Origin of the sequence: Parapedobacter deserti (genome assembly GCF_042646065.1) — a bacterium.
GTDB lineage: Bacteria > Bacteroidota > Bacteroidia > Sphingobacteriales > Sphingobacteriaceae > Parapedobacter > Parapedobacter deserti.
This window is the reverse complement of sequence record NZ_JBHRTA010000057.1, coordinates 23,340-37,611: the sequence shown is the minus strand read 5'-3', so window position 1 is coordinate 37,611 and position 14,272 is coordinate 23,340. Positions and strand designations below refer to the sequence as shown.

20 protein-coding genes are annotated in these 14,272 nt (G+C 41.5%); 6 read left to right on the top strand and 14 right to left on the bottom strand.

All coding sequences use genetic code 11. From position 1 onward, the window contains the following. Nucleotides 1-142 precede the first annotated feature (142 nt). The 6 genes from ACFOET_RS18440 to ACFOET_RS18415 form a co-directional block, all read right to left on the bottom strand. Nucleotides 143-679, bottom strand: a complete 537-nt coding sequence (locus ACFOET_RS18440; protein ID WP_379025410.1) for a GNAT family N-acetyltransferase — start codon at nucleotides 677-679, stop codon at nucleotides 143-145. Next, a complete protein-coding gene (locus ACFOET_RS18435) occupies nucleotides 663-1,370 on the bottom strand; it encodes a hypothetical protein (RefSeq protein ID WP_379025408.1) in 708 nt (235 codons plus the stop codon). Before ACFOET_RS18435 ends, ACFOET_RS18440 begins: the two co-directional genes overlap by 17 nt. Before the next feature lie 106 nt (nucleotides 1,371-1,476). After that, nucleotides 1,477-1,815: a hypothetical protein gene (locus ACFOET_RS18430; RefSeq protein WP_379025406.1), complete on the bottom strand. Its 339-nt coding sequence runs from the start codon at nucleotides 1,813-1,815 to the stop codon at nucleotides 1,477-1,479. A gap of 633 nt (nucleotides 1,816-2,448) precedes the next feature. Next, nucleotides 2,449-2,643, bottom strand: coding sequence for a hypothetical protein (locus tag ACFOET_RS18425; protein WP_090626486.1), 195 nt, complete (start codon nucleotides 2,641-2,643; stop codon nucleotides 2,449-2,451). Between the two features lie 4 nt (nucleotides 2,644-2,647). After that, on the bottom strand, nucleotides 2,648-2,941 hold the full coding sequence (locus ACFOET_RS18420; protein WP_379025404.1) for a type II toxin-antitoxin system RelE/ParE family toxin: 294 nt from the start codon (nucleotides 2,939-2,941) through the stop codon (nucleotides 2,648-2,650). Between the two features lie 37 nt (nucleotides 2,942-2,978). Beyond that, the gene (locus ACFOET_RS18415) at nucleotides 2,979-3,188 is read right to left on the bottom strand and encodes a DUF2683 family protein (protein WP_379025402.1); all 210 of its coding nucleotides are present in this window, start codon (nucleotides 3,186-3,188) and stop codon (nucleotides 2,979-2,981) included. A 187-nt stretch (nucleotides 3,189-3,375) separates the two neighbouring features. Here ACFOET_RS18415 and ACFOET_RS18410 point away from each other — a divergent pair, with 187 nt between their 5' ends. The 4 genes from ACFOET_RS18410 (at nucleotide 3,376) to ACFOET_RS18395 (ending at nucleotide 4,886) form a co-directional block, all read left to right on the top strand. Next, nucleotides 3,376-3,501, top strand: coding sequence for a putative polyvalent protein kinase domain-containing protein (locus tag ACFOET_RS18410; RefSeq protein ID WP_379025400.1), 126 nt, complete (start codon nucleotides 3,376-3,378; stop codon nucleotides 3,499-3,501). Nucleotides 3,502-3,550: 49 nt separating this feature from the next. After that, entirely contained in the window at nucleotides 3,551-4,093 is a 543-nt protein-coding gene (locus ACFOET_RS18405; protein WP_379025398.1) for a DUF6933 domain-containing protein, read from the top strand. 173 nt (nucleotides 4,094-4,266) lie between these two features. Next, entirely contained in the window at nucleotides 4,267-4,515 is a 249-nt protein-coding gene (locus ACFOET_RS18400; protein WP_379025416.1) for an ADP-ribosyltransferase domain-containing protein, read from the top strand. Nucleotides 4,516-4,604: 89 nt separating this feature from the next. Further along, on the top strand, nucleotides 4,605-4,886 hold the full coding sequence (locus ACFOET_RS18395) for a hypothetical protein (protein ID WP_379025397.1): 282 nt from the start codon (nucleotides 4,605-4,607) through the stop codon (nucleotides 4,884-4,886). Between the two features lie 194 nt (nucleotides 4,887-5,080). On the opposite strand, the gene ACFOET_RS18390 is transcribed toward ACFOET_RS18395, so the two are convergent. Further along, entirely contained in the window at nucleotides 5,081-5,554 is a 474-nt protein-coding gene (locus tag ACFOET_RS18390; RefSeq protein ID WP_379025395.1) for a hypothetical protein, read from the bottom strand. A gap of 436 nt (nucleotides 5,555-5,990) precedes the next feature. Here ACFOET_RS18390 and ACFOET_RS18385 point away from each other — a divergent pair, with 436 nt between their 5' ends. Next, on the top strand, nucleotides 5,991-6,959 hold the full coding sequence (locus tag ACFOET_RS18385; RefSeq protein ID WP_379025393.1) for a phosphotransferase enzyme family protein: 969 nt from the start codon (nucleotides 5,991-5,993) through the stop codon (nucleotides 6,957-6,959). A 293-nt stretch (nucleotides 6,960-7,252) separates the two neighbouring features. Here ACFOET_RS18385 and ACFOET_RS18380 read toward each other — a convergent pair whose 3' ends face one another. The 3 genes from ACFOET_RS18380 to ACFOET_RS18370 are packed head-to-tail and all read right to left on the bottom strand — an operon-like array spanning nucleotide 7,253 to nucleotide 9,236. Next, nucleotides 7,253-7,996: an SDR family oxidoreductase gene (locus ACFOET_RS18380; protein WP_456320338.1), complete on the bottom strand. Its 744-nt coding sequence runs from the start codon at nucleotides 7,994-7,996 to the stop codon at nucleotides 7,253-7,255. A 26-nt stretch (nucleotides 7,997-8,022) separates the two neighbouring features. After that, a complete protein-coding gene (locus tag ACFOET_RS18375; protein ID WP_379025391.1) occupies nucleotides 8,023-8,982 on the bottom strand; it encodes a ketopantoate reductase family protein in 960 nt (319 codons plus the stop codon). A gap of 2 nt (nucleotides 8,983-8,984) precedes the next feature. Beyond that, the gene (locus ACFOET_RS18370; protein WP_379025412.1) at nucleotides 8,985-9,236 is read right to left on the bottom strand and encodes a GNAT family N-acetyltransferase; all 252 of its coding nucleotides are present in this window, start codon (nucleotides 9,234-9,236) and stop codon (nucleotides 8,985-8,987) included. A gap of 124 nt (nucleotides 9,237-9,360) precedes the next feature. Between ACFOET_RS18370 and ACFOET_RS18365 the strand changes: the two genes are divergently transcribed. Then, complete coding sequence (locus ACFOET_RS18365; RefSeq protein ID WP_379025389.1) at nucleotides 9,361-10,797, top strand: aminotransferase-like domain-containing protein; 1,437 nt, start codon at nucleotides 9,361-9,363, stop codon at nucleotides 10,795-10,797. Between the two features lie 80 nt (nucleotides 10,798-10,877). Here ACFOET_RS18365 and ACFOET_RS18360 read toward each other — a convergent pair whose 3' ends face one another. The 4 genes from ACFOET_RS18360 to ACFOET_RS18345 form a co-directional block, all read right to left on the bottom strand. Further along, complete coding sequence (locus ACFOET_RS18360; protein ID WP_379025387.1) at nucleotides 10,878-11,300, bottom strand: VOC family protein; 423 nt, start codon at nucleotides 11,298-11,300, stop codon at nucleotides 10,878-10,880. Between the two features lie 84 nt (nucleotides 11,301-11,384). After that, nucleotides 11,385-11,819: a DinB family protein gene (locus ACFOET_RS18355; RefSeq protein WP_379025385.1), complete on the bottom strand. Its 435-nt coding sequence runs from the start codon at nucleotides 11,817-11,819 to the stop codon at nucleotides 11,385-11,387. A gap of 94 nt (nucleotides 11,820-11,913) precedes the next feature. After that, the gene (locus tag ACFOET_RS18350; RefSeq protein WP_379025383.1) at nucleotides 11,914-13,008 is read right to left on the bottom strand and encodes an isochorismatase family protein; all 1,095 of its coding nucleotides are present in this window, start codon (nucleotides 13,006-13,008) and stop codon (nucleotides 11,914-11,916) included. A gap of 154 nt (nucleotides 13,009-13,162) precedes the next feature. Continuing rightward, entirely contained in the window at nucleotides 13,163-14,257 is a 1,095-nt protein-coding gene (locus ACFOET_RS18345; RefSeq protein ID WP_379025381.1) for a CPBP family intramembrane glutamic endopeptidase, read from the bottom strand. Nucleotides 14,258-14,272: the final 15 nt, after the last annotated feature.

Sequence of the window (14,272 nt, the reverse complement as noted above, 5' to 3'; positions counted from 1 at the left end):
GGGTAAACATGTACTCTCTACGCTCCTTCATAATCATATTATTTGTGGGCGTAAAACTACAGCCGATCAGTTAATCAGAAAATATGTACTTGGTAGGCCGGATACCGCGAACTGGGGTTTCTCACAGGCCGGGAACCCTTCGTCAAAAAGCTGCTTGGGTTTTGCTTAAACGCAATACGGTGACGGTTATCGATTCATTGTATTTGCCGTTGAACTCCTCTGCAATAGTGAAACCGAGTTTGCGGTATAGGTTGATTGCCGGCAGGTTGGATTTCAGAACAAGCAGGGATACTTCATTGCCCGCCATCGGCAAGATATGCTCCAGCAATTTGGTTGCGATGTGTTGCCGATAATAGTGCGGTGAGATAAACAGGAATGAAATGAATTGACTGTGGTACCCGGCGAATCCAACGATCCGATTGTCTTTCTCGGCCACATAGATGGCACTGTCGTGGAAAGATTTCAGGATAGCTTCGTCCTGATCCAAGGGTATGATGTCTTCCTCGCCCAATACCCCTTTGAATTCATCGGGCTTGGCCTGTGCAAAAACAGTGCAAACGGCCTCCCAATCCGCCGGCTCATATGCCCTGATGATTAAATTTTGCCCTGCTTCCATGCGATCGGTGATTTTGCCTTTTCGATTTATCAATTCTACGGCATCCTCAACGCTTCTCTTCATAAATTGCCATCAACAGGTTATCAAATTGCCGCGGGTCCAACCTGTCTATCTGATGATTGCGTTTCAACCACCTTAATGCCTCTAAACAATTATAATAAAATTTTTTGTACTCGAGATCGTAATGCTCGTCATCACCAATATCGCGTGCCCTTTTTTTGTTTTTCTCAAATTGTATGCCCGATAGAAACTTAATACTTTCGACCGCCCGGCTGTCATAGATAAAGAAAATATCAGGTAGATGGAAATGAAGGTACTTCGAAGCAAACGAACGCTTAATTACACCGCCTTCAATAATCTTGCTAAGTCGTGAGTGTAATGATAAAACAGCTTTGATTTGAGTTTCATCAAATTCTAGCAAATTTTTAATCGTCCAATTTCGCATATCTTCCAAATCCTCGTCCAAATTGATTTCTTTAAATCTTCTAACTATATAATCCTTATAGAAGCGGTCGCTATCCAGACCAGCAGCCGAAGGGGTATCCCCAGATGAGCCTTTCAAAGACTTTCTTCTTTCCAATGCCACAGCATATGTCCTACCGATAATGAGCGATTTTGCCAAAATCGATTGAGTATCACAATTGCTGCTATATTCGCGGCACATGCTGTATAAGGTTTCATTGGATAAATCCCAATCGTCTTTTAAATATTGCTTTTCCTGAAGTAATTTGTTGATATCCATTCTGCGTTTCATTGTTGGTTCGTTATACGGCCTTGTTTTGGTCTTAGGTTAAATTCTGCTTTCCTCCGCTAAATATTCGTCGGACCAGCTTTTTATCCCAAAAACGGATGTTTCTTGATCAATCATCAAACTTTATAAAGCTTCGGTCATAGGGATTCGATCCAATGATCAAAATGCCCTCATCGCCGTAGCCAGCATAACCATAGTACGATGTAAATTTCAAGAAATAGTTGGTTCCCTTTATTTCATAAAGATCTCCGGATCCATCGGCTATCTCAATCTCGTATCTACCTTGTTTAATTGACGTGGGAGTGAATATATAACTTATATCATTTCCATCCTCGTCTAATGTTCCATAGTCGAGCTCAATCTTCTCATATATTTCATCAATGTCGTATTCCTCGCTTGACGAACTATTGATCATCAAAAGTGACAGTATAACGATAAGTGGTTTCATGCTTTGGCCTATTTATGTCAATTTCAACTTTAAAAATAACTACGGCTTACACACCTTACACGCCCCATACCCATTCTTAATGGCCTCTTTTTTCGTAGTCTTGATCTGGCTTTTATTCAGATACCGGCACCCTGCCTTGTGGTACTTCTCCCCCGATTTGGTGATATACACCGTAGCATCCTTTTGCTCGGCGACCGTATAAGCGGCCCTACCCTGCGCATCCGAAGCCGCAGGCAGCAAGAGCCCGAAGACGAGAAAGGTAAAGGATACGCATACGCATGATGGTTGGTGTTGGTTTCTTTATAACGGTTAACGGTTAGTAAATTCGGTTATTGATTATATGGTATTATTGGTTTATTACTTGTTTTTCTTAGGCCTATTGGCTTATAAAGGTAATTATAACATGCAAGGTAAAATATCGGATTGAGAATTACAAATTTTGATTACCCAAAGGTAACCTGAGGAATGGTGAGGACATTACGGGAAACCGGAAATCTGGAGTAAAATTCAAGAAGCCAATGTTGCTCAATCTGCACCGTATATTTCTACCCCTACGTTAGGTTTATGATCGATTTTTGACGGTCGCAAGAGTGTAGCAGCAATCCACTCTTTTAATTGCATTACTCCTTTCACCTATTGACGGGTCCCTTCTTTAGGTAATGTCTTAAGCAGGTCTTTGGCGGGCACTTCTTTAATTTCACCATCACGTTTGATTACGAGACTTTCCCCATTGGCAGCCGATTCTTCTACCAACTTCCGCAACGCTTTCCGCAGTCCGTACAACACTTTATCCGAAAACGATGTTGATGAAGGTGTATTTATTGGCATAACGTTAAATATTAAAAAGCGGCTCCTGGCGGTTATCCCAAAAACAGATCACCGTTACAATACGGCCATCAACTTTATAAAGGATGGAACAGTTATTATGTACAATGCATTTCCTGATTTGGGTTTCCTCAATAGCTACCGGATAAAGGAAAGGAGTCCTGCTTAATGTATCCAACGCTTTGGAAACGCGTCCTTCAAACTTCAACACAAAGCGCTCGCCCCAACGTTCCATCAGTTGTAATGATAATGAATCGTAAGTGTCTTCCGCCTCGGGAGTAAAGCTGAGCGTATATTGCATTAGGTTGGTTTAGTTTCGGTTTAAGCTTGCTTGCTGACTACCGTTTCAAAAAATGCTTCTCTTTGAACTCCTCCAGTCCGATGGTCTTGCCTTGGGCGGCTTGCTTCATTCCTCTATCGACGCTAGACTTCACATGATCTGGCAACGTACTGGACTGCGGTTCGAAAGGAACCTTCAATGCCTTCAAAACTGATTTAACGGTCTTGAGTTGCTCAGCATTTTCCGGATGAATCATAATCGCTTCCATATTCGTTTGCTTTATGACAAAGTTACGAAAATTAAAATCTTATTTTCCAATCGATCTAATTTTCTCCGTACAAAGCCCTTGACAATTTCTTTCATCTGGGTAGCTTTGCAATCAATTCCTTTGTTTCTGTCCGCTAATATGCGCGAGACCGCCATTTTGCCCAAAATGAAAGTTTCTTGATTCAAATATGTTCAATACTCCTCGAATCAGTATTATTGCCGAGGATTTGCATGACGAAAACGTATTGAACAATCAGGGAGTTCTGTTTTTCATTGATACGGTATTCTTTCTCATGCCTGCATTTTACTATTAGAGACAACTATTTTCTGGACGTCTTTAACATATATATATATATTTATTGCATGCATACTGCGATTTACACATCACGGAAACTTGAAAAACTCATAAAAAAATGGGTGGTTCCAAAAACGGGCAACATCGAAAATGCACCTCTGGGAAAATGGAACGCCACTGTCTTCTTTGTAAATCGTAAAAAATGCTGGCTCATAACGAATGCTAAAACACAATACCATGTCCTTCTGCCCGACATAAAAGCTGCCGACGTGGCTGATATTGATCGGATATTTAAACGGGCTTTTTATACTCAACTGCAATATGATGGCATTTCTATTTCCCTGGACGTTGTTAATCGATTGTTGGAGGATGTTCACCTCTATCCTACCGATAACGACAGAAGCACAACCGCTTATCAAAACCAGCGATTACTCGAGTTGGATTACTGGAAACAGGAATACCAAAGCCTGGAATACATGCCAATCCGAGATTTGACCAACCGGATCAACAAAACCCCGATTAACCTGACCTCTAAAAAGAGGTTTAGCGGTTATACCGATGCATTGACTGAGATGAAACGACTGTTGGACACCAATGCTATTGGCGAATGATGCGGTTGCCTCGGTTTTTTTCGAACGAGCAAATTGTCATATCGGCGATACGACTATTGAGGCTACGGCAATCTCCGACAACGTATCGCTTGTAAAATTGTGCATACCGCTTAACCAATTGGTGATTTCCGTATAGAAGTGTTAATCTTAGCAGGGCTGAGCTTGAAAAGTATATCAAAGCCCGCGCTTCAAACGAGGTTGTATCCGAGCACACTTTTGTCTCCGCCAGCAAATCTCGGCTAACGGCAATGGCTTTCAATGGAAACACCTTATTTAGAATCTTCTCCAAAACTGGAAAAGCTATTGAAAAAATCGCTAAATTTGGGGTACACAATCCTCCCAATGAAAAGGAAGTATTATTCAGGCCGAACAGGACATTTAGAATTCTGAAAGTACAGAGGAACTGTCACGTACGGTCATAACAATGGAGGAGGTTTAAATGATCGCAATACAGGAAATACAGGACAAGAATAAGATTGAGAAACATGATATTGACAATCTGTCAAATATCGTGTTTGATTCGATCTTGGTGAAAGGCAGCTATAAAAATACCACTCAATTGGAAAAAAAAGAAAAGCTTATTGAAGCGTTTTCTGCGTTTGTTGAGCAATTGATGGAATTGCGTCTCACCTCTTCTAAACAAAACAAACTGGAGCTTATCAACTTCATCGATAAGCTGAATATGCAAAAGGAATTACTTGAATTAGAGAAAGGCGAAACTAACATTTCCGATATCCAAACCGCTGCCAATCGTTTAGGCAAAAAAGCTCAGTCGGCGTTTGCGGGGAAATAGAAAATTCAAAATCAAGTATTGCCTAAATAAGCCTATTATTTTGCGACTCATGAAACATATAAATAGCGTCGAGTATATCGATGAGAGTTCCAAGCAATGAAAAAGGAAGGAAAATTGCATACCCGTAACGCTAGCGTTACGAAAGAAAATAATCTGATATCCAATGATAGCCGACATGTAAACTCTTGCTCATATTAAGCAGACCCGTTTACAGATAGATCGTACAACAATCGCTTATCAAGATTAACCTTTATATTCCAATAATGGCTGCATCCGTCTAGGACGATCACAACTTCGTCTGTCAGTGTTTGGTTATCTGTGCCGGACTTCCACAGAAAGTTTATCCAGATTACTTTTTCGCCTGCTGTGTTTACATAACCTACATATTGCCTGATATATTTCTTTAGATTCCGATGAATGACAGGACAATCACCGCTCTGATCAGTCATAGGAATATTCAATTCCGCCAAATCTTCCTTTAAAATTTGTTCTGCTAACAGGACATCCTCCTCTACCGGTGTGTATCGTTCCTTTTGATTTTCGATGGTTGTGAGAACGAATCGGTCTTTGCCGAGGACATATCCTTTAAACCCTTTCCCTTGTATCAGATCGGGTGTTTGCTGCGGATTAAACCACAGGAACAACAGCATACTGAGTAATGTCTTCATACTTGCGTTGGTTATTACGGTTCGTCCTTGTAACCACTTTTTTTTTCAAATAAGTGCTTTCACAATCGTAATAAAGAGAGACATACCTCCTATTACAATGAAAACCCACCAGTATTTTTTCAGTGCTGCCCACCCATCGTTCTGAATGGAGTACTTGGCCATAATACCGAAGAAAATAATTACGATTGACGATAGTAGTCCTTTGAGCATTGTTTATAGCAGATTAATTCTCGGATTCAGTAGTTAGTTTTGAAATTGCTCAAATGGTCCTACATCGGCATCTAGATAATTGAAGTACGCGCCACAGGCATAAAAGCATTTTTGTTTATTTCAGTTTTGGCCTTTTCGTTTATAAAAGTCGTTATAACACGCAAGGTAATACATCGTTCTGAAATTTGCAAGTACTGTTTGCTACGAAGATAAGTGAACGGAATGGATGGGCATTACGGGAAACCGGAAGGTTGGTGGACAGGAGCGCTATCTCCTTAACGATACGACCTGCCGGCTGTTGATTCATAACGTCAGCGATACGTATTTGCTCGAAGGGCGCACCACCCGTTATATCTTTAAAATTTACCGGGATGCACACCGAAAAATGGAAGAGATAAACGGTGAGGTGGAATTACTGAATATCCTGCATGCCGGTGGGGCTTCGGTGAGCCATCCATTGCCGGATAAAGATGGTGGATATTTGCAAGCATTCCAAGCGGCGGAAGGTATCCGTTATGGCGTATTGTTCACCTACGCCGAGGGGCAGGTTTATCCTGCAATGAACGATGAGCAGTTGTTGCAGGTGGGCAGCTCCATAGCACACATCCATAACCTAACGGCTGGCCTCCGCTTACAGTACAACCGTAAGCCGCTGGGCTTTGAAGCACTGGTAGACGCCCCGCTCCGCATCATAGAACCTGCATTTAGCGGCTTAGCCACGGAGTACCGTTATTTACACGAAACTGCCACCCGCGTGGAACGGGAATTGCAGGCCTTTGAACTGTCGACTTTTAGCCACGGTTATTGCCACTATGATTTCCTGCCCAAGAACTTCCATTTTGATGCAAACGGAAAGGTTACTTTTTTTGATTTTGATTTTGCGGGTGAGGGATACCTGGTGAATGACCTCGCTTCTTTCTATGTCCACTTTTTTCTAGACGTAATACATAAAAAGCTGACACAGCAGGAGGCAGACCACCAATTTGCCTTATTTGTAAAAGGCTATCGCGAACGGCGGCCGCTAAGTGAGGCCGAGCGGGCTTCTATACCTTACTGGGGGTTCTTGTTCTGGTTGTTTTACTTCCGCTTCTACTGTGAGAATTTTGAGGATTGGTCAAACTTTTTCTTTACCCCGCGCTTTATCAAGGAACGGGTAGGCTGGATGAAAACGTGGGAAGAATGGTATTTGAGTTAGCGGGTTTGTGTTCTTTTTGCATCGAAGAAAGCCTATTCTCGCCATCAAGCGACCCAATATCATGGGCAGATATTGTCGTGGGTGCCAATTGACTTCGGAAAGGCCAGCCCTGAATATCAACGACAGACAATTGACGATTTGATGGACGCGATCGAGTAAGAAACGTTTTTGTTGGTTATCGTGTTCGTGCTCTTCAAGATAATTGCTTTCCATGTAACTTCCATAACGGTTTTGGAATATTTACGACTCTATTTTTCATGCAACTTTTTATTTACTTCTTGATTCAGGAAAAGTTAACGTCCACCTGTCACATTAATGAAAATTCCCGTCGAATAAGATGATTTATCCGATGCGAGCCACAAAATAGCTTCTGCAACCTCGTCCGCCAAACCACCGCGTTTAAGCGGAATAGTACATTTTATCCGATCGATCCTGTCCGGCTCACCGCCATCGGCATGGATGTCGGTATGGATGAATGCAGGACGAACAGCATTTACCCGGATATGCTCGTCCGCTAATTCTTTCGATAATCCGATCGTTAGGGTATCTAACGCTCCTTTTGCAGCGGCATAATCGATGTATTCAAAAGGTGCCCCGGTTCTGGAAGCAATGGAGGAAACATTGACAATGGTTCCGCCTTCGCCACCATATGTTGATGACATGCGTTTAATGGCCTCTTGGCAGCACAGAAGCGGTCCCATCACATTGGCGTTAAACATCCGCTGTAATCTTTGGTAATCAATATCGACGAATTTCTTCTGATGCTCGAGTGTTCCGGCGTTGTTGATCAGGCAATGAAGCTTTCCGAAATGCCTATCCACTTCGGAAAATAAACGAACAATCTCATCTTGCCTGGAAACATCTGCTTGAATGGCGACGGCTTTTCCTCCTTGTGATACAATCCGATTAACTACATCGTCGGCTGCTGCTTTGTTCTTTTTATAATTTACTGCTACTGCATAACCGTTTTTCGCGGCAAGGAGTGCTGTTGCTGCACCTATTCCTCGGCTCGCGCCTGTTATTATCATTGTTTTCATTATAAGTACTTTATTGTTCTTAAATTCTATATCAGTATTTCACGCTCCAACAACAAATTAAGCGCAAGCTCAGATTTTATTTTCGTGAGTTCACCTAATAACCTTGTCTCCCTAACGGCATTCTGCTGATGTATTTGTTCCGCGATCCTCACTATTTCAGCGTTTAAAGTTTCTATTTCGGTTCTTTTATTACGCCGTATATCTTGTAAGGTCGATATCGCTTGCCCATCGGACAACCGGCTTATTTGGACCAAACCACTCTCTACATCATCAGGCTGAATTGCTATTCCTTTTGCATGAGCGATAGTTGTGCATTCAGCGATTACCCGACGGGCAATTTTCAACGCATCAGGATTTTTGTGGAAGATGCCATTGTCAATTTCTAATAACGGGCAAACCGAATTGAACACGCAGTTGATGATCGCTTTTTTCCATATGATATGCTGGATATATACTTCACTCTTAAATCCAAAATCACGAGTATTTAGATGGGCGACGATATTGTCGAGTTGCTCTTCATTTCCATGCTCTATTCCCACAGGGCAAGTTGTCACAGGCTTAAACCGCACAACAACTTCATCAATCGACTGACTTGTTACAAAGAGAACACAGCGGTACACCTGCTGATATCCATGCTCTAAAAACGGTTGCTCGATGCCCAAACCGTTTTGTAGGAGTACGATGGGTGAGTCGCCTATTTTTGACTTTAATGCACCAGCCAGTTTTTCATTCCCAAAAGATTTGGTTGCGAGAACAACAATACCGTCAATCTCGGAAAGGGAATTTAATGTTGCAACCTCCACATGCGCCTCGTGTATAAAGCCGTTTTCCATTTCCACAGCGAACCGGCGGGTTATTGTACTACCGTCATGTACGCTTCCTCTTATCATGGTAACTTTTCTACCCGCTTGAGAAAGAAAAACAGCGAGTGCTTTGCCAATAGCCCCTGAACCCACGATAAACATGTGCTTGTGATGGAATCCCATTATTACTTGCTTATTATAGGTTTGCGATACATATTATATTGAACGATTTCCATGTATTTTTTGGGATCGGATAAACTAGTGAAGCCATAGCGGCTATAAAGCGTTTGGGCATCTTCGGTGAATAACACAAACCGTCGTAACTGTTTTACCCATTTTATATTAATGACATATTGCAGCAGGTCTTTACTGACGCCTTTTCCGCGGTACTGCTTCAAAACGAATAGTGGATGCTCCCTAAATCCATCCGATGAAATCCCGATTTAATCTTATAGTGTCCCATGGCTTTAAGTTCATCTTGTCAAACAAAATTCGGCAAAATAGTTGCATGATAGCAGATGCAGTTTTATTATTTTTGTTGGTAGCAGTTAAAATGTGGGAATGAAGAAAATACAAAACAAGTCGGAGTTCGCTTATATGCGTATCGCTAAAATTATCGAGCAACAAATCCTGAACGGGACGTTGCGTACCGGTGATAAGCTCCCATCGCTACGGACGATATGCCGTGAATATGGTGTAAGTCAAAATACGGCATTAAGTACATACTATTATTTAGAGAGTAAAATGTTGATTGAGACCCGACCTCAGTCCGGATATTATGTGCGGTATTCGAAAACGAAAATTCCTGCGCTTTCCCAGCTTACCAACCCTGAATCCGAAGCGAATTATGCCGACAGTGAATTACTGGTACGTAAGATTTATGATAGCTTGGGGGAGAATGGTCATTTACCGCTTGCCCTGGGAGCTCCGGCCAATGAGTTATTGCCCATAGCAAAACTCAACAAAGGTCTGATAATGGCAACAAGAGAGTTGAAAGGCAGCGGTGTCATGTACGACAAAACCGAGGGAAATGAGCGGTTACGCCGTCAGGTTGCCCGATGGTCTTTCGCAATGGAGTGTAATTTGAAGCATGATGAAATCATTACCACGAGTGGTTGCCTGAACGCGCTGTCATATTGTATGATGGCATTGACAAAAAAAGGAGATACGATAGCCATGGAAAGTCCTATCTCGTTCGGAATGTTACAACTCGCTCAGGTGTTAGGCGTCAAAGTATTGGAACTACCATCGGATCCCCAGCATGGTGTTGACTTGGACGCATTGGAAGATGCACTAAGAAAAAACAAGATAAATGTATGTCTCTTTATCAGCAATTTCAGCAATCCGCTGGGCAGTTGCATGCCCGACGAAAACAAGAAACAGACGGTACGTCTCCTTGAAAAATATAACGTTCCGCTTATTGAGAATGATCTCAATGGTGACGTATATTTTGGTCAGCAACGACCGAAATCCTGCAAGACCTATGATGAAAGCGGCCTGGTATTGTGGTGCGGTTCGGTATCCAAAACGCTCGCTCCCGGTTATCGGGTGGGGTGGGTTGCTCCGGGAAAGTTCAAAGACGAGGTAAGGCGTATGAAGCTCTACCACAATATCTCATCGACTTCCATCACGCAGGAAGTTATTGCCGGGTTTCTCGAAACAGGCCGGTATGAGAACCATCTTCGCAAACTAAGGCATACGCTCCATGGTAATCTACTCAAATTTTCAAGGGCCATTTCGGATTATTTTCCTGACGGAACAATGGCCAGCAGACCTCAGGGCGGATTCGTTATATGGGTGGAATTACCTAAAACCATTGACACCATTGCATTATATGAACAATGCCTGCGGCATAAAATCAGTTTTGCGCCGGGCAGAATTTTCACGTTGCAAGATCAATACGAAAATTGCCTTCGATTAAACTACGGTTTATTATGGAATGAGCGATTGGATCGAGATCTTAAATTGCTGGGAGATCTTGCTAAACGATGTAAATGATCTCAGGCAAACCTATCGACAACCAATCCTTCGGTGTTTTATCCATAGTGTAAACCGTTCGCTATCTTCGAATTCTTTCTTTAAGAAACTCTTTCCGCAAAACCAAGTATATACCCATTCAAGTCTTTTAAATAAAATTCGCGCATTCCATACCAAGTTGTTTTTATATCGGTCACCTGTAGATTTTTCCCAATCATTTTTTTATGAAAGTCTTTTATCCCGTCAATATCCATATAAAACGAAACGGAAGCGCCAATTGGAAGATTGCGAGCGAAGACTACATCTTCCTTGAAAGAATCGGTCCTTTGAAAGAAAAGTTGGACATTATCTTTTTCTATCATCGCATACACATAATCTTTATCCTGTGAAAAAGATGTTTCAATCATATCCTGCGTAGTAGGAACCGTCATGACTAATTTAAAGTCAAAATTCTCAATATAGTAAGCGACTGATTTTTCAACGTCTGCTACTTCGAAATTTGGGGTAAGTTTTGTAATTGTCATTGAAATTTGTTGATTACTGTATAAATTGTAAATATGCTACTAAAATAGATTACTACTTTTTTTGAACCGTTGCCGACACTAATCTTATATGAGCCAAATGGTGGTTGCAATGCCATGCATACATGCCAATAACTTCATCCAAAGGAATTGGTCTACCGTGTTCAGGATGAACGTACGTCCTTTATAAGGCTTGATAATGGGATCAGTTTCTGTAAGCGCCAACTTAAAACGTATAAAAGCATTCATATGGCTGTCTGCACAATGATGGACAACTTGTCTTACCGTCCAGCCGCCATTTCTGTAGGGGGTATCGAGTTGTCCATCCGTTAATGATAAAACCTCGCTGGCTATTTTTTTCGGGAATCCGGCTATAATCCTTATCCAGCCCGAAAGTTCCTGTTTTGAGGCAGGTCGGATAGAAAGCTCCGCCGTTGTTTCCTCCACATTTTGCATAACCGGCTCCTCCCTCGGATGATCGGGAAAACTCAGTCTCCACTTTAACGCGTAATGGCTTATCATAATAAATTTTCAAAATCAAACTTCTTTGCGCCGGTCGATATTGTTTGTGGGGTCGTTAAAGTGGTCATCTTGTTAAGTTAAAATTGATATGGATTTAAAAGGTGAACGTCATCATGACATCGGCTCTTTTGTATTTTGTCTTATCTATTTCCGTTTCGTTGAAACCTAATTTCCGATATATATTCAGGGCATCTGTTAAGCGGGTGTGCGAGAAAAGCACGAGCTCTTTCACGCCAAGACGTTTGGATACGGATATCGCCTGAGTGCAGAGCATTTTGCCGATTCCACACCCTCGGTAATTCTCATGTACGGTCATCTTGGTCAATTCCAATCGATCGCCATCCATTTTTTTCAAGGCCGCTGTACCTATAGGTTGACCGTCTTTTAAGGCAAAAAGGATTTTGCCACCACTTTTGAGTATAGCCTCTTCCGGATTGGACAATACGTACTGGTCAACCGGTTCTATATCAAAATACTGGTTCAGCCACGCCATATTCAAAGCTTTGAAAGCGTCTTTATAGGCCGGGTGATAATCGGTGATTATTATTCCATTTTTGAAGAAGAAATCTACGAGGGCAGGATCGTCAAAGATATGCACACCGATATGCTGCATTTCTTGTAAGCCTCTATCGTAGACACCCGATATTGTCGACGGAATCATTGCAATCCTGTAATTCCGTTCACTGGCTTCGTATATGGTTGTGCGTGGGCAATTCGGAAAATTACAGCCAGCAACAAATAGCGAATTTATTTCCTTTGATTGCAGCACATCATGTAATGTCGTGTTATAAAATGCGCCCCACTTCGGTTTATACAAGATGTAGTCATTATCCCCACACCGGGCGATTTTTCCGTTAAGAAGCTCGTCATGAGAATGCAGGCTATCAATTTTAGGCAATAATTCATCAATAATTTCTGCTCCCGAACTATTAGGAGCTACAATCGGCTTACCAGACGAAATAAGCTTTCTACGGCGTAATTCGGCATTACTTCCATCTGGATGATACAGGCGTATGATATGGAACACAGGTCTGCCGTATTTCCTGAATATTTTTGTTAGAGAAGCGAGATCGGGAATTATTTCTTCCGTTCCATCGACATAGGCTTGGCCTTTAGGATTTGCGAAATCGTACTGCATATCTATAATAAGCAGCGCAGATTTATCCTGCGCTAAGTTGATATTCGTCATACACAAAAATCATAAAACTAAATTTATGATAACAGATGCAAATTTTGATTTTTTGATAGGAGCAGTTTGGCTTTTATCGAAAAACTAAAGAATTTGCTATATCAAAGTATCCGCTCTTTTTAATTGAGATTTTTAGACAAAACCCGCTGATAAATTAACCAAAGAATATTCTATTTCTATAACGAAGGGGCTGGAAGAATGCACCCTCGCCCAGCACCGGGTTACGTTGATCGGCGGCAGCTTGGAAGAGGCTTTTATGGCGTACAAGCGCATTGCAGAAGTGATGGCAGCGCAAAAGGAATTGGTAGATATTATCGGCACGTTCCAGCCACGTATTGTACGGATGGATGGTTGATACAAAGCACTCAATTTTTACACGCTGTCGGTGTATCCCTATTTCGCGGGTTGTTTGCTGGCGCTGGAGGAAATGGAACACGCAAAGAAACTGATCGATTTTGCGTTGACACTGAGAGGTACGGACAAGGAAAATACCAGTTATTGAAATCAATATCGCTCCGGCAGTAATTAAGATAAAGTTTGTAAAACCGCCATATAATTCTGATAGCGATTGATTCATCATTGTTTCCTTATCCATAAAATACATCCCTATAAAAGCAAAAAGATTGTTTACCAAATGGATCAAGATTGATAATGATAGTTTTCTAGTTCTGTAATATACCCAACCTGAAAACAACCCAATTACCAAAGCACTAATAAACTGCCATGGGTTTAAATGAGTAATTCCAAAAAGAACACTTGATAGGATAATTGATTTAACTGGAGAACATCTTTGTAAAAGTCCCTCTAAAATAATCCCTCTGAAAATCAATTCTTCTATTATAGGCGCGGCAATGACTATGGCCAAGAAAGAATAGATACTTTTTTCATCTGCAAATTCAAGAAATATCTTATGCATAAACTCAGGCATCGGTATTAAATTAACTATCGGCGAAGTTATGCCTGTCTGAAGTCCAATTGTAGCGAGCAAAACTAATCCCATTATCTTCGTTGAACTCAGGCTAAAATTGTAATTATTTACTGCTGTTCGTTTATTTCTGATGAAGTGAGCGATACCGAAGGGAACTCCCATCGCTAATAGATAATAAACTAAAAAAGAAATCTCCTTTCCTATTGTTGTATTGAGCACGAGATTGACGGGACTAAATACCAGCGCTGATAGAATCGTTACTCCGACGATTCCCCAACTTTGTCTAATACTAGGGTAATAAGTACGTTGATCTTCAATCATATAATTTTATTTTAG